Genomic DNA, 14,992 nt, shown 5'->3' on the forward strand with positions numbered 1-14,992 from the left:
GGCCGGCAGTGCGAGCCAGGTTTGACGTTTGCGTTGCTGGGTGCGGGCTATGCGGCGCATGAAGGGCGCCCAAGACAGGCTTTCGGATAGTCAATGCCATGCTCCGTCAGGATGCGCACCAGCGTCTTGTTGGATATGGCGAGCTTCCCGCAGACTTGCCGCCGAGTTATTCCAAGCTCCTTAAACGCTCTGATGCGCTCAGCGAACTTCGCATCCCGCTGCGCCAGTTCGGCCTTGCGCTCAATCCCGTTGTAGCCGCCGTGATTTGAGCGCTTGAAGGCGAAGCCGAATTCGCTCGCCAATGACTTAAGCGTTTTGCTCGTTATGCCCAGGGCCATGGATACTTCGCTTTGAGTGTGAGTCGGAGCCAATTCCTTGACCTGCTCCGCTTGCTTCACGCGCCTGTCGTGTCTTGCATCGAGCGGTGCTATGGGAAGTGGCTCAGCTTCAACCCGGCGCCGAACGAATGGCTTCGGCGCGGGCGGCATCTGAGTTTTGTAGGTGATGGGTTTAGGGATATAGCCACTGGCCGGGCCTTCTTCGATCTTTCCGCCTGTCGCCAGGAACAGTTCAGTCCTGGCAGCGATATCTTCGGATGCCGGACGAAGGCGTTCTACTTCGTTCTGTAGGATGCTGATCATGCTGCTTCACTCCGAAGTTTCGCCTCGTAGTCATCCACCAGCAGCTTGAACTGCCAAAGGTCTTCTTCGAGCTTTTCGATGTAGTTGTCGTCGCGTTTGAATTCCTGCCACCAGAGCTGGCGGCCGACGACCTCCAAGGCGGGGCAATACATGCCGACGTGCCAGAACTTGCGACCAGTGATCCACATGCAGCCCTGGACCTGATCCATGATGCCGCTGGCGTCGTTATCGATGTGGAAGGCGCGGAGCTTGTCTGGCGCGATGAAGCACTTGTACTCGCTGCCGCCGTCTTCGCCGATCAAGCCGTCAGCGCTGGCGCCGAACGCGCCGTCATCCGTGGTTACGAACCCGGCGCGCTGTACCATCAGGCCGGTTTTCAGCTCATGCTCCATCCTGGCCATGGGCTCCAGTTCGTGGCCGCGCTTCATCTGCCAGGTCTCGAAGCCGTTATCCAGCGGAGTGCCGCTGATCCGCTCAACAGCCAGTCCGAATGCATAGTTCATTGCTGCTTCTGACGGTTGCCCGACTGGCTTGCCTGCCAGCGCAAGGCGTACAGACTCAGCCTTTGGCGCTGCCTTGTAGCCAGCCTCTGCCATGGCCTCCTTCTCCGTCATGCCAGCCTGAACAGCAGCGACATACATCTGTTGCTTTTCGTCCAGGCCACCGACCTTGGTACGGGCTACGCCGAACATACTGGCGGTAATGCATCCAGCCCTGGCCTGGTGCCACTCAGGGCTGCCTTGCTCACAATTGATAAGGATCATGTTGCACTCTCCAGTTCTGCCTTGCGCTTGTTCACCGCGCCGCGCAACTCCTCGGCGCCTACCGTGTCTTTCGCGGCGTGCAGCACCTTCAGCCCGTGCTGCCACACCTCTTGCAACGCTGACTTGTCGGTTGCTGCTTCCACCTTCGATGTCAGGTCGTCGAGGATTGCATTGCGGAAGTCGTCACCGCCGGCACCATTGCCGTCGTCGTCCTCTTCGCCGATAGCGACGTTGAAGATCATCTTCAGCAGGTACCGCATGCCGTAGGAGGTTCCAGAGCCAAAGGCGTGCGTCTTGGTCATGACGTCGCCGCCCTTGGCGCCCTTTCCATCAGACGGGACGTGGGCTCGATATTCACGGGTGTGGCCGCCGATGTGGCTGACGAAGCACACCATGCCAACCATCCCTTCAGGTGCTGGCTCGGTGCCGAAGGAAAGCGAGAACCCTTCCTTGGTGTACTTAGGCCGCAACGAGCTGTCGAGCTTCCCGTAGGTAGCGTACTGGCTGCGTGTCTGACTATTGGTAGCATCAGCAGCAATGCGGCCCATTTCACCCTGTACGCGGGACAGGGCGGCATTGAAGTCTGTTTCAGCGGTCTTGGCCTGCATGCGCTCATGCATCGCCATGAGGCGTTCCATCTTTTCGATATCGCAGGCCGGATCAGCGGCGGCGCGCTGGATGACAGAAAGGATCGTTGCGGACTCATTGAGTTGAGCCGGCACGCTCTCTCTCTGCTCAACTATGGAAGTGCTGGACATGACTATCTCTCCGCGCCACCGGAGAGGGGCGCCGTAATTGTTTAGGAGGTGATTCGATCAGCGAGAGCGCTGAGCAACATCAGGAAGGTGAGGATAGATAGCGCTATGGCAGACCCGCGCCAGAAGCAGTAGCGCTTGGCTCTTTGGTAGGAGGTCATTCAGACACCGGCTTACGCCAACCCTTGTCGATCAGGTTCTCGACCCAGGCCCTTGCCTCTGGATCACCGTCGAACGCGGTGGCGCACATGCCAGCGTCAATTTCCATGTAGTTAATCGCAGCAAGACGCTCTTCCGCTGCAATCTGTTCGGGCGTGCGGCAAGGCCTGAAATGGTCTCCAGAGCTTGAATGGCTTGAGCTTTGCGAGTAGACGAAAACCGCGCAGGGGTAGTCGTCGCCAACAAAGGTTCGGTGGGCGACTATCTCAACCTCCGTCCATTCTTCGCCAGGGATCAGTTTTCGATGCTCGCACACCGTTCCAACAGGCGGCAGGCCCTCGCCGGTCCAGGGCCTTTCCTCATAAGCCCACACGTCAAGGTAAGCGCAAAGCGCTGAGCCATCACAAGACTCGCCACGTACCCGGTTTTGCTCATGAATCACGCTTTTAACAAAGGTAACTCTCGGGAAATGGATATTCCCAACACAGGCGACAAGCGCGCCTACGCAGTCTTCTGGTGCACCACTCCAATCAACAATCATGCCTTCACCTCATAAGCAACAGTCCACTCACCGCACAGGCAGGCCCGACCACTCCATGCGTGCACATTCGGGATGCCAGCGTCATGTGCCAGCGACAGGGCGCCCAGCCACTTGGTGTGGGTGAAGGCCAGTATCATGCGGTCGGCGGGCAGCTCTTCTATTTGCTCGTCGACTAGCGATTTCACGACTGGAGTGGTCATGCTGCGGCCCTCTTAAGCTCTGCATTGCGCTCGACGAACTTGGCGTCCAGCGCATCGCGGTAACGGTTGGCGGTAGGGGAGTCGACCAGATCGGCGAACTCGGCCATTTCGATCATGCCCATGACGAAGGTGCGGTCCGGTACCGGTGTGCACGACTTCTTCATCTTGGCGATTTCCAGGCCCAGGCGGGCGAGGGCGGTAGGCGTGTTCATAGTTCGTCGTCCTCGGTCTGGGCGGCCAGTGCATCGTCAGCGAGGGGCCGAAGTAGGGCCTCTGCAATTTCGCCAAGCTTGCCGAAGGGGTGGTCGCTGTGGCCCAGCAGTTCGGCGGTCGACTCTTTATCGGCGCGCCCTGAGTTGTTGGCGATCAGCAGCCAGCCGAGAGCCGGTGTGCCGACCTCACAGCTCGCCTGCCGGTTGTTCGCCAGTTCGTCCGCCGCCAGTGCCAGTTGTGCGACCGTGACGGCCTGAGGCCTGCGCAGGCGCCGCTGGAACTTCACATCCTGACCGAAGCGCACCAACTGCTCGGTGGCGTTGTACAGCCACTCCATGCGGGCAATCTCCACCGCCGACTCGCTTACTGGAGGCGGCAACTGAGCGTCGTAACGCTCCTGGCATATCTTCCATGCTGCGTTCATGGTCGCCTCCAGTTATGGGCAGAGAGGGCAGCGCGCCGTCTTCGGTCGGCGCCATCCCTTGCCGCTGGTTACAGTTGAGTGCCCGCAAGATAGCTTGCAGTACCACCCTTGCTTGTCGTGGTCGCCAGTGGCTTGTGGTAAGCCGACGACCTTTCGCCGCTTGAGCATGGCGACCTCCAGTGTTTGGGGTTAGGCGGTGGCTTTGGCGATCAGGTTGTCGTATGCCTCGACTCGCTCACGCAGGACCGGCATCACATCGACGAGACCGCGAAATATCGTCATAGCATCTACAATAGCCAGAAGCAGTTGAGGCGACATCGCCATCAGCTTTGCGTTGGCTTCTCCCTCGGCGATCAGGTGGTTGTAGGAGGCGATCACGATGTCGCCATCTTCGGCCGTTACCTGGGCCTCGATCTTGTCGACGTGGTTGTAGCCAGACCAATACGACCAAGGCCCGGGCGTATGCTTCGTTTCCATGACTCTCTCCATTCGTTGGTTCACCCGGTTAGGCGGGCTATTCGTTCGCTTCAAGCCATTCGCGCACCTTGGCGATGCCCATATGCTCAAGCAGGTCGTCGGCGCCAAACTCTTCAATCACCTCGCCCAGTTCGAAGCACTGGAGAACATCTGAGGGATCAGCGTCGGCGGTAACGCGAAGCCAGCTACTGCTGGTGGGTTCCGACAAAATGCTGGATGCGGTAAAGGTTATTTCCTTGGTTTTCATCACAATCTCCGGCTGGTTCACCTGTATTCGTCAACACACATGCCTCCCGCTGGTTGCCGATGGGCGCGGGGGAGGAGTGCTGACGTAATAGAAGCGGAATAAAGAAAGCCCGGTTGGACGTCCGGGCTTTCGGATGCAGTGGTGTGTGTTTTTGGGGCGGGACCGTCAGCGCCAGAACGCCGAGAGCCCCAGTCGAGAACGCCAGCGCTCACGATGGAAGCGCAAGGGACCGGTTGGCAGGCCGTCATCAGGTGGCGGTTCTGGCCTCGCATGGCTGAGCGCTGCGCCGATCAGGAACAGTAGGAGCATGGTGATCTCCGGTTGGGGTGTGACGCAGGTGGGCGGTTATAGGCCGCAGTTTCGTCCGCATCGGGGTGTGATCTATCTCGTCCAGCACGGCGACCAGTTTTTATCCCGTCTTTCCGTCGTCCGTGGCGCCCGAGTTAGCGACCGGCACTTACTGGTAGATCACACTCCGATGCAGCCTGGTGCTGGGGGGGGGGTACCAGGGCCTCGGGTGGGTTAGCCGGGTTCGTCCTGACCACCCGGGACCTCAACCATCACCGGTATAGGGCAGTTATAGCCAAGCTGGCTTTGGCGCTGGTTGTTCAGCCGGCGCGCTCCAGGTCGCAGCATTCCGCGTAATGCGCCATCGCAATGGGCATGTGGTAGCTATCGAGCGGCCACTTGTTGACTTTGCACCCCTGACCGGCAGGGCAATAAAAAACGAACAGCTCGCCCGCTTCTTCGTCCATCTGCATGCTTACCTGGGCACCGCCTGTGAACTCGTCTTTGATGATGATCATCTCGTCTTGCTCCGGTTGTTTTCCCGATGACCACCGCTCTGGATGGGCATCAGTGAAAAGGTCCGTCAGTCTTCGTCGCTCGCTTCGATCATCTTTTCGATGTCGGCGGCAGCCGGCTTCTGCCAGTTCTTGATCTGGCCTGTCTCCAGATCGATGTTCAGGATCAGGTAGTCGCCGTAGTGCTGCCCAGGGAAGAAGTCCGGCACATAGCCTTCATAGCTGCCGACCTCTTCGCCCTGGGCGTCGTTCAGGCCAGCAGCGAATCCGTCGCTGACCTTGATGTGCAGGTGCAGCTCAGTCACGTCGACCTGCACCGTTTTCTGCTGATTGATTTGCATGCTGCTGTCTCCGGGTTGATTTCCCGTCAGGCCCTCTTGCGAAGGCCTGCCAGTGAAAGCTGTTGTCTCCACCACGCGCATCGCCCGATTCATATCTCTGGCCAGGTCACACATTTCGTGTCCGGTGTTCTTCCTGGCTGGCTTGCGTGGTTTCGCGTACTCACATGAGGGAGTACGGCAGCTACCAGAGGCTGCATGGGCGGCGATTTAGCTTCTTCCGACCCAGGTAATGGCCCGGGTACGTCGCGGTGGTCACGTCAGGCTGTTAAAGAGCGGCAGGCCTGAGGCCCTGGCGAGTCCCTGTTGGGTGACTCGATGGAGTGAACAATACCGCCGGTATTCTACAAGGTCAATACCGCCGGTCATGTATTTTTCATTGGGCGTAAAAAAACCCGCTCAGTGGCGGGCTGTTTGGAGGGCGCGATGCGTCAGTCGGGGCCCTGGGCCTTCAGCCTGGCCAGGCCCTGCTTGATGTGATCGGCATTCTCGCCGATGGTGAAGAGAGCGCCGCGCACGTTATCACCGGCCTCGGCATCGCCCTGGCGCTCCAAAAAGAGGGCGAGTTCCATGATGGCCGCCTCTAGGGCGAGCTGGTTCTCATAGATGCGCTCAAGCATATCGGGGAGTGAGTAGGGCGCAGGCATTGAAAGGCTCCGAGAATGGGAGCCGAAAGTGTAGCAAGGAGGACAGAAACAAGAAGCCCGGCGCTGGGCCGGGCGCTATTGCTAGCTCGATTTTACTGCCGGTGCAGGGGCTGGTGCTGGCGTGCTCTTTTGATTTTCCGCCGTGCTCGGCTCAAGAGTAGATGTAGCCGTGCTTTTACCCAACTGGAAAGCACTTAACATGTTCGATGTAAGCGCTGTATTGAATCCAGCCACTCCGAGCACGATAGCAAGCACAGTCGAGACCGCTGTCACGATCAAAGTGTTTTTCATTGAGCTGATGCTGGTCTTTGTGTCTCCGTTGTCCTTGCCAATTTGCGCAAGCACGCTGTCAAGACGCTTGTCCCGCTCAGCCTGAGCGGATAGAAACCCCTCTATCTTTGAAGACACTGATTCCACGCGAGCATCCATCTTGGCCTCGATGGTCTCGAGCTTAGCGTTGAATTCTTCACGAGTAATGTCATTCATGTTTTTAGTATAGGCCGGTAAATCGGTTAGCTGAAAGTCGTTTAAGGCCATCTCTGTCCAATTTGGAGACGACGCCGGCCTTCTAGATTTCCAAGGTCTCAGATCAGCGGTCTTTAATCCAAGCCCGTCATTCTGGAGCAATTCGCGAATCCTCGATGACGATTTCAAGCAGGCTTGGGGTAAGCGCGATGTTACGAACAAAATTACAGTTCTTACACACGAGGGCCAAAACAGGGTAACCGCCGATGTACATGTCGCCCTTTCCGTCGCCGTATGGGAGTGCCGACCCTACATGCCCAGATCCATTGACTGCCGACCAGTTATGGTTCGAGCAGAATGGGCATTTACTGCTGGTGGTCCGCTCAGCTAGCCAACCAGCTAGCTTTTCTATGTTTATTCCAGGTTTCGCATTTTCTAAAGCCATCACGACCTCCCTATCAATTTGTACGCGTTATGCGTCGAGCCGGCTGAATTATCAAAATTCGGGTCTAAAGCATCCCACCGCGCCAAACCACGCGACCGATGATGCGAACCTCGTTTATCTCCCCGTCGCGCAGCGTCTCATCGCCGTAGCGTGCCTTGTCCGGGTTGTCGCTGCGAATGATCCAGCCGTCGAAGTCTGACTTCACCAGGCGCTTTACGATCGTGCCCTTTGATTCGCTCTGCATGGCGAATATCTGGCCGTCCTTCGGTTCCACTCTCGATTCATCTACCAGCAGCACGTCGCCGTCATTGATGGTTGGCTCCATGCTGTGCCCGTTCGCGTAGATCACGTCCAGGTTCTTCTGGTTGAGGTTATTTGCGCGAAGCCAGGCCGACTTGAACGCCATGACACCGCGGATCTCGACGTGCGGGTTGTCGTCCCCGTCGCCGGTTGATCCGCGCGCGGTCAATTGCAGGACGCCGGTGTAGCCGGATTCGTCGTTCAGATCGAAGCTGCGCGGGGGGGTGCGGCCGTCAGATGCCTGTTGCGCAACTTTTCCAGGCAGCGCCTCGGACATTTTTTCGATTTGCGCAGCCAGGGTAGGGCTTATCTCAGAGACGGGAACTCCCAGAGCTCTTGCAAACACGACTGCCGCATTCACGCTCAGCGCGGTGCGGCCGTTCATGAAGTGACTGACAGCGCCTTGGGTGACGCCATCACCCAAATCGGCGGCGAGCTTTTCCTGCGTGAGCTTGAGCTCTCCGCGCTTAGCCTGGAATAGGGATTTGAGCCGGGCGCTGTCTTGCAGCTGCCATTCGGATAACGGAAGCCGTCGGGAGTCTTTTTTCATTCGCTGATGGTATTACCCACGGTATTTACTTAACCAATATCGCCGGTATTGACTATGAACAATACCGGCGGTCATACTTGTGGTGAAATCTACGTAGAGGACGCCGCAATGCGCCGAATCACACTCACCGAATTTGCCAAAGAGCACGGCCATACCAAGGCCGCACAAATGCTTGGCTGCACACAGGGCGCGCTGAGCAAGGCGATCCGTGTAGGCCGCGATGTGTTCGTGACCCTCGAAGAGGACGGCAGCTTGTCGGCCCAAGAGCAGCGTCCGTTCCCATCGCAGAAATCAGCTGCATAACCCTTTCGAACAACCAAGGAGCCTCACCAATGGCATACGACGACACACGCCACCTGAAAGACCGGGAGATCAAGTCCCGTTATGACGATGAAACCTATGAAGCGTTAAAGGCTGTGGCTCGCCTGCACAAGCTGCAGCTGGCCGTGTTTGTGCGCATGTGCGTCGAGGAGAAGTTGGAAAGCATCGTTGAACCGAATGCTACCGGTAAACACATGCAGGCCTGAAGGCCCTGAAGGAGGCTATGTGCCTGAAACCACGATCTGCCACGGGATCGATGGGCGCCTCTACGAAAAGCTTGAACGACTGGCGAAAGCTGAAGGGATGACCCCCGACGAGTACGCCGCAAAGCTTGGAGCGGAGCGTTTTTTCGAGAAGACCAGGCCAAGAGGCGCCGGAAAGATCCGGCATCTGCCAACAACAAGGCGAGAACCGCCGAAGCCCGGAATAGGGCCTGAAAAAGGAGGGCCTGATGAAGACCTCAACCAATAAACCCAAATCGCAGGCACAAAAAAGCCGGGGCGCAATCCCGGCTCTTTTTACAGCGCTTGCAAATAACGTTTCAACGTGGAGCTGATTATGCATACGTCGAACACTGATGTACAGGCCCTCAATAATCCCGCGCCACGTTTTCTGCAATCGCAAAACGTGGCGCGGACAATGTCATCCGTAGATCTGCGCGACCTTGTAAACGATGCCCGCACCCGTGCAGGCGAGTCAAAGGTCAGAAACGACCAGTTCATTATTCGCGTAGAGGACGAGTTATCCGGCGAGCTGGGGGTATGCAGTTTTATTGCACACCCCCAAAGCGGGGTAATGATGGCCTCGTACGAGCTCACCCTTGATCAATGCACCCTGGTGGGGATGCGGGAATCCAAAGCTGTTCGCCGGGCGGTCCTGCAAAAGATCAAAGATCTGGAGGGGCCTAAGCAGCTCTCGACCATCGAAATCCTGCAGATCGCCATGGAGTCTGAAAAGGCCCGCTTGATGCTCACCGCCCAGGTCGAGCAGCAGGCCACCAAGATCCATTCCCTGGAGAACCTGCTCAAGGAAGGCATGACCCACACCCAGTTCTGCAAGGGCCTCAATGGGGTCAACGTCATGCAGGTGGGCAAGTACTTGGAATCGCGCAGCTGGCTCTACAACGAGAGCAAGTCCGGCCTGCGCCATCGTGTGGGCTCATACGCCCGCGACAAGTACATGACCGAGCACCAGCACGAAGTCACCCCGCACGGCAAAGAACCTTTCATCTCCTACACGCCTGTTCTGCTTAAGAAGGGCGCCGCACGCCTGTACGACCTGTACCTGGCTGGCGATCTGCCCATGAAGAAGACCTGGGACGGCCTGTTCACCCATGACAAGGCTATGCGGGGTGCAGCGTGAGTATGGAGCTGATGGTTAAGGCCATGAAGACCAAGGTCGGTAACCCGCTGCGCAAGCTGGTGCTGATCAAGCTGGCCGACAACGCTAACGACGTGGGCGAGTGCTGGCCGTCCTACCAGCACATTGCCGACCAATGTGAGATCGACCGCAGCACTGTTCGCCGCCATATCAAGCACTTGGAAGAGCAGCGTCTGCTGAAAATTGAGAACCGCGATGGCCCGAAAGGCAACTCGTCGAACCTCTATTTGCTGACCCTTGGGTGTGTGGGCACAGAAAGCACACCTGTAGGCCCAAAAAGCACAGGTGTAGGCACACAGCCTACACCCCCTGTAGGCCCAGAAAGCACCAGAACCAGTCACTCTTTTGAACCAGTCATTGAACCAGTAGAGCAGCTGGTCGCTGACGCTCCCTCGACGAAGAAGAAGGCGACCAAGTTCGACCCGCTCACCTGCAAACCGGCCAACGTTAGCGAGCAGGTTTGGGCGGACTGGTGCCAACACCGCAAAGAGATCCGCAAGCCGCTGACCAAGACCACCTGTGAGCGCCAAGCCAAGACCCTGGCTGGCCACCACTGGCCCGACGCCGTGATCATCCAGTCCATCAGCAACGGCTGGACCGGCCTGTTCCCGGACAAGGTGGTGCCTGGCGGCAAAACTGTCAGCAACGGCCCGGACTTCTACGATCAGTCGTGGCGCACCGATACGAGTGATGACCTATGAAGAACGTCACTCAAATGATCCCCGGCGCTGCGCGGGCCCTGGCCACCGCCGCTCCTTATCAGGCCCCGGTGCAGCCAGGAAACCAACTGGGCGTAGTGGATGACGCCACCGGTGAAGTGGTCGAGCGCCTGTTTCGGCAGTTGCAGGCCATCTTCCCGGCCCACAAGCAGGCATGGCCGGACGACAAGGCCAAGGCCGCCGCGATGCGCAACTGGATGATGGGTTTCATGGCCGCGGGCATCCGCACGCTGGAGCAGATCCGTTATGGAATCGAGCAGTGCCGCAAAAGCGGCTCACCGTTCGCTCCAAGCGTCGGCCAGTTCATAGGCTGGTGCACGCCCGGCCCTGAGGCGTTCGGCTTGCCAGCGAGCGCTGACGCATGGGTGGAGGCATTGATGGGCGTCTACAGCCATGAAGGTGTGCGCGTCGCGGCCAACGAGACTGGAATATTCGACCTGCGCACCGCCAAGCAGGAAGACAAGGGCCTACGTCAGCGCTTCGACCACAACTACGCCGTGGTGATCCGCCGCGCCCAGGAAGGCCAGCCGCTGAACGGGAAGATCCTCACCGGGATCGGCCACGACAGCCAGAAGACGGCTTTCGAGCTCGCCAACGAGCTGGCCGACCAGCAGGTCCAGGCAAAAATCATTCAGCAAGGCATCCCGGCCGACGGCAAGTCCGCCCGCGAGCTGCTGCTGGCAAAAATGAACATCAAGCGCGATGCACAGCGCGGCTCGGAGCAAAGGAAATGACCGACTACACCGAACTGAAGCGTCTGGCCGAGGCATGTGTTGCTGCTGGCGAATACCTGCCGGGGGAAGCATGGGAAGAGGCTCGCAGTTATGGTCCAGACGAGGTGGCATTTCTTGAATTTGCACCCGTGGCAACACCAGCCGCTGTGCTGGTCCTTCTCGATGACATCGCAACGCTCAAGGCAGGCGGGCAGTTGCTGGTTCAGGATCGCAACGACGCATGGACAGAGCGCGACCAACTCCGCGCAGAAGTCGCCGGCCTCAAGACCGGCTACGAAGCCTACGAGCGGGTGAATGCTGAGCTGAAGGCTGAGAACGAGGCGCTGCGCCGTGAACGTGAGGGAAAAGTCCTTTGCGATCTGGAGCTGTTCGAGACTCTGCGCGATGCGGCCAACACCGAAGCGGACGAGCACCGTCAGTGCATGGCGACCTACCGCCCGCTGCGCCAGGAGAATCTGGATTCGGTCGTCAAGAAGTGCGACGACCTGCTCGCCGCCATGGGCAAGGGAGAGCAGTCATGAAGCGCAACTGGACAATTGTTGTTCCAGGCTACCCGCCATTCCCAATGATCCTGCTGGACGGCGAGCTGGATCATGCGGCTGCGACTCGTGAGGCTCGCGGTATCTGGCCTGCGTGTGAGGTGCAGCCATGACCAGCCTCCAGATCCGCAACGAATCAGACCGCAACAAGGCCATGGGCTACATCGCCGGCCTGGACCTGGCCAAGCCCAAGAAGCTGGCCATCACCGAAGTGGACCGCAGCGGTGAGCAGAACAAGGCTCTTCACGCGGCCCTGGCCGATATCGCCGCCCAGGTCGAGCACGCCGGGAAGAAGTGGGATGTCCTGATCTGGAAGCGCCTGCTGACCGCCGCCTGGCTGCGTGAGTCAGGCGATCAACCGCAGATGATCCCTGCGGTAGACGGGAACGGCTTCGACGTCATCTACGAGCGCACAAGCAAGCTCACCGTGAAGCAGTGCGGCGAGTTGATCGAATGGGTTTTTGCTTTCGGCGCCGAGCACCAGGTGCGGTGGACGCAAAAGGACAACTGGGGAGGTAGGTACTGATGGATTACGCAGACATTTACGGAGTCCTGATTGCCTTGGCTCTGGTCATTGGTGTGGTGCTCGATCACCGACGCAAGCGCGCAGTAGAAGACTTCGAACGCAAGCGCCGCGACCGTAAGGCCGAAGTAGAGCGGGCAGCGAGGAAGGCGCTATGACCCACGACAACGGATACGGAAAGCCTTGCCCTGACTGCGGCGAGCCAATGAGCAATACGCCAAGCCTGAACCTTCGACAGTGCGCCACAGGCTGCAAGGAGAAGTTCGACTGGAAGCTGGCCCAGGGTCAGGCGCCATTGTTCGGTAACAACCGGCAGACGGCCAAGGAGGCTGTATGACCATCGAGCGTAAGCAGCCCAAGCCGAAGAAGTGCCGCGTCGCTGCGTGCAGGGCCTCATTCGTGCCCTCGCGCATGGGGCAGGCGGTATGCAGTCCAGCCTGCGCGCTCATCGACGGGCCAAGGCACGCACCGAAAGCCCGCAAGGCCCTGGCCGACATTGAACGCAAGGACATCAAGGTCCGCAAGGAGAAGCTGAAGACCCGTGGCGACCACATGCGCGAGGCCCAGCAGGCATTCAACGCGTACATCCGTGCACGCGACCAGGCCGCCGGCCACCTGTGCATCTCCAGCGGCAAGCCATTGGACTGGAGCGGCAATGCGGTAGATGCAGGGCATTACCGCAGCGTCGGCTCCGCACCTCACCTGCGCTTCGATGAGCGCAACTGCCACGCACAGAGCAAGCAGGACAACCGGTTCCTATCCGGCAATGCCGTGGATTACCGGATAGGCCTGATCGCGCGCATTGGCCAGGAGGCCGTCGACGCGCTGGAGGCTGATCAGGCGCCGCGCAAGTACTCCCTCGAGCAGATCAAGGGCATCAAGGCCTACTACCGGGCAAAGACAAGAGAACTGAAAAAAGGGGAAGCCGCATGAAGCTGATCAACGCAAGACAGGTATGGACCGAAGCACAACACGAATCGAACGCGTCGATCAGCGCTGTGGCCATCGATCGGGCAGAGTCGGCACCAGTGAAGACTGGTGGACGCATCGGCAAGCGTGACGCCCAGTTCCCGGCCATGGGCAGCGAGAAAGGGGAGGAGGCCGGACGCTTCTCCGTGCCTGGGCAGCGGATCAGCATCAGCGAAACCCGGCGCACATCCGCTGGCAAGTCCACGGCCCGTGCTGCACACCTGGCGACAATCGGTAAAGTCCTGCGCGCTATCGGCACCCTGCCATTCCAAGAACAACAGTTCGGGCACTACCTGTATCACCCATGCATGACGCTCGCTCACGTGCTCAACGCCGAGAAGCTGATCTGGAGCTGCGTGGACTTTTCCACCCTGACCGAAGCGAAGGAAGCAAAGGTGCATTGCCTTGTGACGATGGCCCTGCAGTCCTACAAGGTCGAGGCTCACGACGGCGCTCAGTGGGGGCCCGCTCGTATCGCTGAGGGCATGCTCAAGCTCTACGGAGTCCACATAGAGCCAAAAGTGTGGGATCGGGACTGGAAAGAAGCGTGGAATTTCCTGCGAGACGCCATTGAAGAAGTGGATATTCGTGTGCAGCAGCCAGTGTGGCAGGTCATTCACGCAGAAAAAGAAGAAGTAGCGGCATAAAGGTGTTGTCATGTTGGGGTTTTTGAGGTACTTTCCCCATAGTGCACAAGTAACGCGAAACGCACACGAAATCTTAAACCCGGCCAAGCGCCGGGTTTTTTGTGTCCAAGATTTCCCCAAGCCCTCAGAGCCTCTGACTTGTCACGCTGATGAGGGACCTATTCAGGGCCTCGACATTGATCGAGGCTTTTTAGTTTTCGGTTCCACCACACCCATTGCCCCGAGCTGGGAGTGCTGTGTGAGCCGATTCAATTCCGCAGGCTTTGGCCTGTTGTATCCCTAACTCCCTGACGGGGAGGAACCGAGATGTCCAACATGCCAGACAAACCAGACACCTGGGCGATAGCGCTTGCGTGGTTGAGCCAGCATTCGCCAATCCTCTATGCGGCTGCGTTGTCCTGTGCGATGGCTGTTCTGCGAATCACCTACGGTGGCGGCACACGTCGCCAGATGATCGTGGAGGGCGCTATCTGTGGCGGCCTGGCCCTGACCATCATCAGCGGGCTTGAGTTCTTCTCCCTCCCACAGAGCATGGCTACCTTCGTCGGTGGTTGGGTTGGCTTCCTAGGCGTGGAGAAGATCCGGACCATTGCCGACCGAGTGACTGACTTCAAGCTGCCAGGCCGTAAGGCTGAATAATTCCGCGCCACGATTTCACAACCGCCGTTTCGTGGCGCGCAATGGAGTAGGGCATGACAGCGACCATTCACGACATCGCCGACCAGCGCCCGCACCTGATGGTAGTAGCGAGCGACGGTGTGCACGTACTCCCGTACGCCCCGGTGCAGTCAGTGATTGATGGCGACAAGCCTTCGTCCATCCTGACCGAGCCAGTGGTTCGCCGGATCATTGAAGAGTGGCTCCAGAAGGTGACCGAATGAGCGTCAAGGTTCTGGAGTTCAAGCGGGAAGACTGGCGCGACGCTGCCAAGACCCTGCGCAAGATCGCCGATGACCTCGATGCTGGTGAGCATCCCGAATGCACCGTAGGCGCCTTGACCCTGATCGGCGCGAAGGGTGAGGTGACCGTGTTTGGCCTCGGCCCCAAGTGCGACGACCTGCAATGCCTCGGTGCCATGCGTCTGGGTGAGCAGAAGCTGATTGATGTGCTGCTGGATACATCAAACGACCATTGAATGACGTTCGAACGACGTTGAATGACCATTCATTCGCGAAACACCCCATGAATGAG

At 58.7% G+C, this 14,992-nt stretch carries 30 protein-coding genes; 15 read left to right on the plus strand and 15 right to left on the minus strand.

Going from position 1 to position 14,992, the window contains the following annotated elements; all coding sequences use genetic code 11:
• Positions 1-47: 47 nt before the first annotated feature.
• The 15 genes from JMV15_RS10935 to JMV15_RS11005 all read right to left on the minus strand — a co-directional run bounded on the left by JMV15_RS10935 (position 48) and on the right by JMV15_RS11005 (position 7,969).
• The gene (locus tag JMV15_RS10935; RefSeq protein WP_201491441.1) at positions 48-641 is read right to left on the minus strand and encodes a hypothetical protein; all 594 of its coding nucleotides are present in this window, start codon (positions 639-641) and stop codon (positions 48-50) included.
• Positions 638-1,405, minus strand: coding sequence for a lambda exonuclease family protein (locus tag JMV15_RS10940; protein ID WP_201491442.1), 768 nt, complete (start codon positions 1,403-1,405; stop codon positions 638-640). The genes JMV15_RS10935 and JMV15_RS10940 overlap by 4 nt, the downstream gene beginning before the upstream one ends.
• Positions 1,402-2,163: an ERF family protein gene (locus tag JMV15_RS10945; RefSeq protein ID WP_201491443.1), complete on the minus strand. Its 762-nt coding sequence runs from the start codon at positions 2,161-2,163 to the stop codon at positions 1,402-1,404. Before JMV15_RS10945 ends, JMV15_RS10940 begins: the two co-directional genes overlap by 4 nt.
• A gap of 154 nt (positions 2,164-2,317) precedes the next feature.
• Positions 2,318-2,860 (minus strand): hypothetical protein, encoded by a 543-nt coding sequence (locus JMV15_RS10950; protein WP_201491444.1) that lies wholly within the window; start codon positions 2,858-2,860, stop codon positions 2,318-2,320.
• On the minus strand, positions 2,857-3,060 hold the full coding sequence (locus JMV15_RS10955; protein WP_177013502.1) for a hypothetical protein: 204 nt from the start codon (positions 3,058-3,060) through the stop codon (positions 2,857-2,859). Before JMV15_RS10955 ends, JMV15_RS10950 begins: the two co-directional genes overlap by 4 nt.
• Positions 3,057-3,272: a hypothetical protein gene (locus JMV15_RS10960; protein WP_073842603.1), complete on the minus strand. Its 216-nt coding sequence runs from the start codon at positions 3,270-3,272 to the stop codon at positions 3,057-3,059. The genes JMV15_RS10955 and JMV15_RS10960 overlap by 4 nt, the downstream gene beginning before the upstream one ends.
• A complete protein-coding gene (locus JMV15_RS10965) occupies positions 3,269-3,697 on the minus strand; it encodes a hypothetical protein (protein ID WP_201491445.1) in 429 nt (142 codons plus the stop codon). Before JMV15_RS10965 ends, JMV15_RS10960 begins: the two co-directional genes overlap by 4 nt.
• A 189-nt stretch (positions 3,698-3,886) precedes the next feature.
• A complete protein-coding gene (locus JMV15_RS10970) occupies positions 3,887-4,174 on the minus strand; it encodes a hypothetical protein (protein WP_201491446.1) in 288 nt (95 codons plus the stop codon).
• Between the two features lie 37 nt (positions 4,175-4,211).
• Positions 4,212-4,421 carry a hypothetical protein gene (locus JMV15_RS10975; RefSeq protein WP_201491447.1) on the minus strand — a complete coding sequence of 70 codons (210 nt, stop codon included), beginning with the start codon at positions 4,419-4,421 and terminating at the stop codon, positions 4,212-4,214.
• Positions 4,422-4,586: 165 nt separating this feature from the next.
• The gene (locus JMV15_RS10980; RefSeq protein ID WP_201491448.1) at positions 4,587-4,730 is read right to left on the minus strand and encodes a hypothetical protein; all 144 of its coding nucleotides are present in this window, start codon (positions 4,728-4,730) and stop codon (positions 4,587-4,589) included.
• A 299-nt stretch (positions 4,731-5,029) separates the two neighbouring features.
• On the minus strand, positions 5,030-5,227 hold the full coding sequence (locus tag JMV15_RS10985) for a hypothetical protein (RefSeq protein ID WP_054898784.1): 198 nt from the start codon (positions 5,225-5,227) through the stop codon (positions 5,030-5,032).
• 65 nt (positions 5,228-5,292) lie between these two features.
• Positions 5,293-5,565 carry a hypothetical protein gene (locus JMV15_RS10990; protein ID WP_201491449.1) on the minus strand — a complete coding sequence of 91 codons (273 nt, stop codon included), beginning with the start codon at positions 5,563-5,565 and terminating at the stop codon, positions 5,293-5,295.
• 428 nt (positions 5,566-5,993) lie between these two features.
• Complete coding sequence (locus tag JMV15_RS10995; RefSeq protein ID WP_201491450.1) at positions 5,994-6,209, minus strand: hypothetical protein; 216 nt, start codon at positions 6,207-6,209, stop codon at positions 5,994-5,996.
• 81 nt (positions 6,210-6,290) lie between these two features.
• Positions 6,291-6,746 (minus strand): hypothetical protein, encoded by a 456-nt coding sequence (locus JMV15_RS11000; RefSeq protein WP_201491451.1) that lies wholly within the window; start codon positions 6,744-6,746, stop codon positions 6,291-6,293.
• 437 nt (positions 6,747-7,183) lie between these two features.
• A complete protein-coding gene (locus JMV15_RS11005; RefSeq protein WP_201491452.1) occupies positions 7,184-7,969 on the minus strand; it encodes a LexA family transcriptional regulator in 786 nt (261 codons plus the stop codon).
• Between the two features lie 108 nt (positions 7,970-8,077).
• Between JMV15_RS11005 and JMV15_RS11010 the strand changes: the two genes are divergently transcribed.
• The 15 genes from JMV15_RS11010 (at position 8,078) to JMV15_RS11080 (ending at position 14,936) form a co-directional block, all read left to right on the plus strand.
• A complete protein-coding gene (locus JMV15_RS11010; RefSeq protein ID WP_040267806.1) occupies positions 8,078-8,272 on the plus strand; it encodes a Cro/CI family transcriptional regulator in 195 nt (64 codons plus the stop codon).
• Between the two features lie 29 nt (positions 8,273-8,301).
• Positions 8,302-8,496 (plus strand): hypothetical protein, encoded by a 195-nt coding sequence (locus JMV15_RS11015; RefSeq protein ID WP_040267807.1) that lies wholly within the window; start codon positions 8,302-8,304, stop codon positions 8,494-8,496.
• A 19-nt stretch (positions 8,497-8,515) separates the two neighbouring features.
• On the plus strand, positions 8,516-8,761 hold the full coding sequence (locus tag JMV15_RS11020) for a hypothetical protein (RefSeq protein WP_201491453.1): 246 nt from the start codon (positions 8,516-8,518) through the stop codon (positions 8,759-8,761).
• Positions 8,762-8,929: 168 nt separating this feature from the next.
• Positions 8,930-9,652: a phage antirepressor protein gene (locus JMV15_RS11025; RefSeq protein ID WP_235991941.1), complete on the plus strand. Its 723-nt coding sequence runs from the start codon at positions 8,930-8,932 to the stop codon at positions 9,650-9,652.
• Between the two features lie 23 nt (positions 9,653-9,675).
• Complete coding sequence (locus JMV15_RS11030; RefSeq protein WP_235991942.1) at positions 9,676-10,371, plus strand: helix-turn-helix domain-containing protein; 696 nt, start codon at positions 9,676-9,678, stop codon at positions 10,369-10,371.
• On the plus strand, positions 10,368-11,123 hold the full coding sequence (locus JMV15_RS11035; protein WP_201491455.1) for a replication protein P: 756 nt from the start codon (positions 10,368-10,370) through the stop codon (positions 11,121-11,123). The genes JMV15_RS11030 and JMV15_RS11035 overlap by 4 nt, the downstream gene beginning before the upstream one ends.
• Positions 11,120-11,644 carry a hypothetical protein gene (locus tag JMV15_RS28340; protein ID WP_235991943.1) on the plus strand — a complete coding sequence of 175 codons (525 nt, stop codon included), beginning with the start codon at positions 11,120-11,122 and terminating at the stop codon, positions 11,642-11,644. Before JMV15_RS11035 ends, JMV15_RS28340 begins: the two co-directional genes overlap by 4 nt.
• A gap of 127 nt (positions 11,645-11,771) precedes the next feature.
• Positions 11,772-12,188: a recombination protein NinB gene (locus tag JMV15_RS11045; protein ID WP_169956907.1), complete on the plus strand. Its 417-nt coding sequence runs from the start codon at positions 11,772-11,774 to the stop codon at positions 12,186-12,188.
• On the plus strand, positions 12,188-12,343 hold the full coding sequence (locus JMV15_RS11050) for a hypothetical protein (RefSeq protein ID WP_158068755.1): 156 nt from the start codon (positions 12,188-12,190) through the stop codon (positions 12,341-12,343). The genes JMV15_RS11045 and JMV15_RS11050 overlap by 1 nt, the downstream gene beginning before the upstream one ends.
• On the plus strand, positions 12,340-12,522 hold the full coding sequence (locus JMV15_RS11055; protein ID WP_201491456.1) for a hypothetical protein: 183 nt from the start codon (positions 12,340-12,342) through the stop codon (positions 12,520-12,522). The genes JMV15_RS11050 and JMV15_RS11055 overlap by 4 nt, the downstream gene beginning before the upstream one ends.
• Complete coding sequence (locus tag JMV15_RS11060) at positions 12,519-13,118, plus strand: recombination protein NinG (RefSeq protein ID WP_201491457.1); 600 nt, start codon at positions 12,519-12,521, stop codon at positions 13,116-13,118. The genes JMV15_RS11055 and JMV15_RS11060 overlap by 4 nt, the downstream gene beginning before the upstream one ends.
• Positions 13,115-13,801, plus strand: coding sequence for a hypothetical protein (locus JMV15_RS11065; RefSeq protein WP_072433972.1), 687 nt, complete (start codon positions 13,115-13,117; stop codon positions 13,799-13,801). Before JMV15_RS11060 ends, JMV15_RS11065 begins: the two co-directional genes overlap by 4 nt.
• Before the next feature lie 306 nt (positions 13,802-14,107).
• The gene (locus JMV15_RS11070) at positions 14,108-14,440 is read left to right on the plus strand and encodes a phage holin, lambda family (protein WP_201491458.1); all 333 of its coding nucleotides are present in this window, start codon (positions 14,108-14,110) and stop codon (positions 14,438-14,440) included.
• Positions 14,441-14,493: 53 nt separating this feature from the next.
• Positions 14,494-14,682, plus strand: coding sequence for an ATP-grasp domain-containing protein (locus JMV15_RS11075; protein ID WP_201491459.1), 189 nt, complete (start codon positions 14,494-14,496; stop codon positions 14,680-14,682).
• Positions 14,679-14,936: a hypothetical protein gene (locus tag JMV15_RS11080; RefSeq protein WP_201491460.1), complete on the plus strand. Its 258-nt coding sequence runs from the start codon at positions 14,679-14,681 to the stop codon at positions 14,934-14,936. Before JMV15_RS11075 ends, JMV15_RS11080 begins: the two co-directional genes overlap by 4 nt.
• Positions 14,937-14,992 lie beyond the last annotated feature (56 nt).

Source organism: Pseudomonas paracarnis (assembly GCF_904063055.1).
Taxonomy (GTDB): domain Bacteria; phylum Pseudomonadota; class Gammaproteobacteria; order Pseudomonadales; family Pseudomonadaceae; genus Aquipseudomonas; species Aquipseudomonas paracarnis.

What these genes read in the sequence shown, in the direction of transcription:
- JMV15_RS11000 (WP_201491451.1), bottom strand. Translation starts at nt 6,746, where the DNA reads ATGGCCTTAAACGACTTTCAGCTAACCGATTTACCGGCCTATACTAAA.
- JMV15_RS11025 (WP_235991941.1), top strand. Translation starts at nt 8,930, where the DNA reads ATGTCATCCGTAGATCTGCGCGACCTTGTAAACGATGCCCGCACCCGT.
- JMV15_RS10995 (WP_201491450.1), bottom strand. Translation starts at nt 6,209, where the DNA reads ATGCCTGCGCCCTACTCACTCCCCGATATGCTTGAGCGCATCTATGAG.
- JMV15_RS11055 (WP_201491456.1), top strand. Translation starts at nt 12,340, where the DNA reads ATGACCCACGACAACGGATACGGAAAGCCTTGCCCTGACTGCGGCGAG.
- JMV15_RS11070 (WP_201491458.1), top strand. Translation starts at nt 14,108, where the DNA reads ATGTCCAACATGCCAGACAAACCAGACACCTGGGCGATAGCGCTTGCG.
- JMV15_RS11005 (WP_201491452.1), bottom strand. Translation starts at nt 7,969, where the DNA reads ATGAAAAAAGACTCCCGACGGCTTCCGTTATCCGAATGGCAGCTGCAA.
- JMV15_RS10950 (WP_201491444.1), bottom strand. Translation starts at nt 2,860, where the DNA reads ATGATTGTTGATTGGAGTGGTGCACCAGAAGACTGCGTAGGCGCGCTT.
- JMV15_RS11050 (WP_158068755.1), top strand. Translation starts at nt 12,188, where the DNA reads ATGGATTACGCAGACATTTACGGAGTCCTGATTGCCTTGGCTCTGGTC.
- JMV15_RS10960 (WP_073842603.1), bottom strand. Translation starts at nt 3,272, where the DNA reads ATGAACACGCCTACCGCCCTCGCCCGCCTGGGCCTGGAAATCGCCAAG.
- JMV15_RS10965 (WP_201491445.1), bottom strand. Translation starts at nt 3,697, where the DNA reads ATGAACGCAGCATGGAAGATATGCCAGGAGCGTTACGACGCTCAGTTG.
- JMV15_RS10990 (WP_201491449.1), bottom strand. Translation starts at nt 5,565, where the DNA reads ATGCAAATCAATCAGCAGAAAACGGTGCAGGTCGACGTGACTGAGCTG.
- JMV15_RS10970 (WP_201491446.1), bottom strand. Translation starts at nt 4,174, where the DNA reads ATGGAAACGAAGCATACGCCCGGGCCTTGGTCGTATTGGTCTGGCTAC.
- JMV15_RS11045 (WP_169956907.1), top strand. Translation starts at nt 11,772, where the DNA reads ATGACCAGCCTCCAGATCCGCAACGAATCAGACCGCAACAAGGCCATG.
- JMV15_RS11065 (WP_072433972.1), top strand. Translation starts at nt 13,115, where the DNA reads ATGAAGCTGATCAACGCAAGACAGGTATGGACCGAAGCACAACACGAA.
- JMV15_RS11035 (WP_201491455.1), top strand. Translation starts at nt 10,368, where the DNA reads ATGAAGAACGTCACTCAAATGATCCCCGGCGCTGCGCGGGCCCTGGCC.
- JMV15_RS10980 (WP_201491448.1), bottom strand. Translation starts at nt 4,730, where the DNA reads ATGCTCCTACTGTTCCTGATCGGCGCAGCGCTCAGCCATGCGAGGCCA.
- JMV15_RS11010 (WP_040267806.1), top strand. Translation starts at nt 8,078, where the DNA reads ATGCGCCGAATCACACTCACCGAATTTGCCAAAGAGCACGGCCATACC.
- JMV15_RS28340 (WP_235991943.1), top strand. Translation starts at nt 11,120, where the DNA reads ATGACCGACTACACCGAACTGAAGCGTCTGGCCGAGGCATGTGTTGCT.
- JMV15_RS11030 (WP_235991942.1), top strand. Translation starts at nt 9,676, where the DNA reads ATGAAGACCAAGGTCGGTAACCCGCTGCGCAAGCTGGTGCTGATCAAG.
- JMV15_RS11015 (WP_040267807.1), top strand. Translation starts at nt 8,302, where the DNA reads ATGGCATACGACGACACACGCCACCTGAAAGACCGGGAGATCAAGTCC.
- JMV15_RS10945 (WP_201491443.1), bottom strand. Translation starts at nt 2,163, where the DNA reads ATGTCCAGCACTTCCATAGTTGAGCAGAGAGAGAGCGTGCCGGCTCAA.
- JMV15_RS10975 (WP_201491447.1), bottom strand. Translation starts at nt 4,421, where the DNA reads ATGAAAACCAAGGAAATAACCTTTACCGCATCCAGCATTTTGTCGGAA.
- JMV15_RS11075 (WP_201491459.1), top strand. Translation starts at nt 14,494, where the DNA reads ATGACAGCGACCATTCACGACATCGCCGACCAGCGCCCGCACCTGATG.
- JMV15_RS10955 (WP_177013502.1), bottom strand. Translation starts at nt 3,060, where the DNA reads ATGACCACTCCAGTCGTGAAATCGCTAGTCGACGAGCAAATAGAAGAG.
- JMV15_RS10940 (WP_201491442.1), bottom strand. Translation starts at nt 1,405, where the DNA reads ATGATCCTTATCAATTGTGAGCAAGGCAGCCCTGAGTGGCACCAGGCC.
- JMV15_RS10985 (WP_054898784.1), bottom strand. Translation starts at nt 5,227, where the DNA reads ATGATCATCATCAAAGACGAGTTCACAGGCGGTGCCCAGGTAAGCATG.
- JMV15_RS11060 (WP_201491457.1), top strand. Translation starts at nt 12,519, where the DNA reads ATGACCATCGAGCGTAAGCAGCCCAAGCCGAAGAAGTGCCGCGTCGCT.
- JMV15_RS10935 (WP_201491441.1), bottom strand. Translation starts at nt 641, where the DNA reads ATGATCAGCATCCTACAGAACGAAGTAGAACGCCTTCGTCCGGCATCC.
- JMV15_RS11080 (WP_201491460.1), top strand. Translation starts at nt 14,679, where the DNA reads ATGAGCGTCAAGGTTCTGGAGTTCAAGCGGGAAGACTGGCGCGACGCT.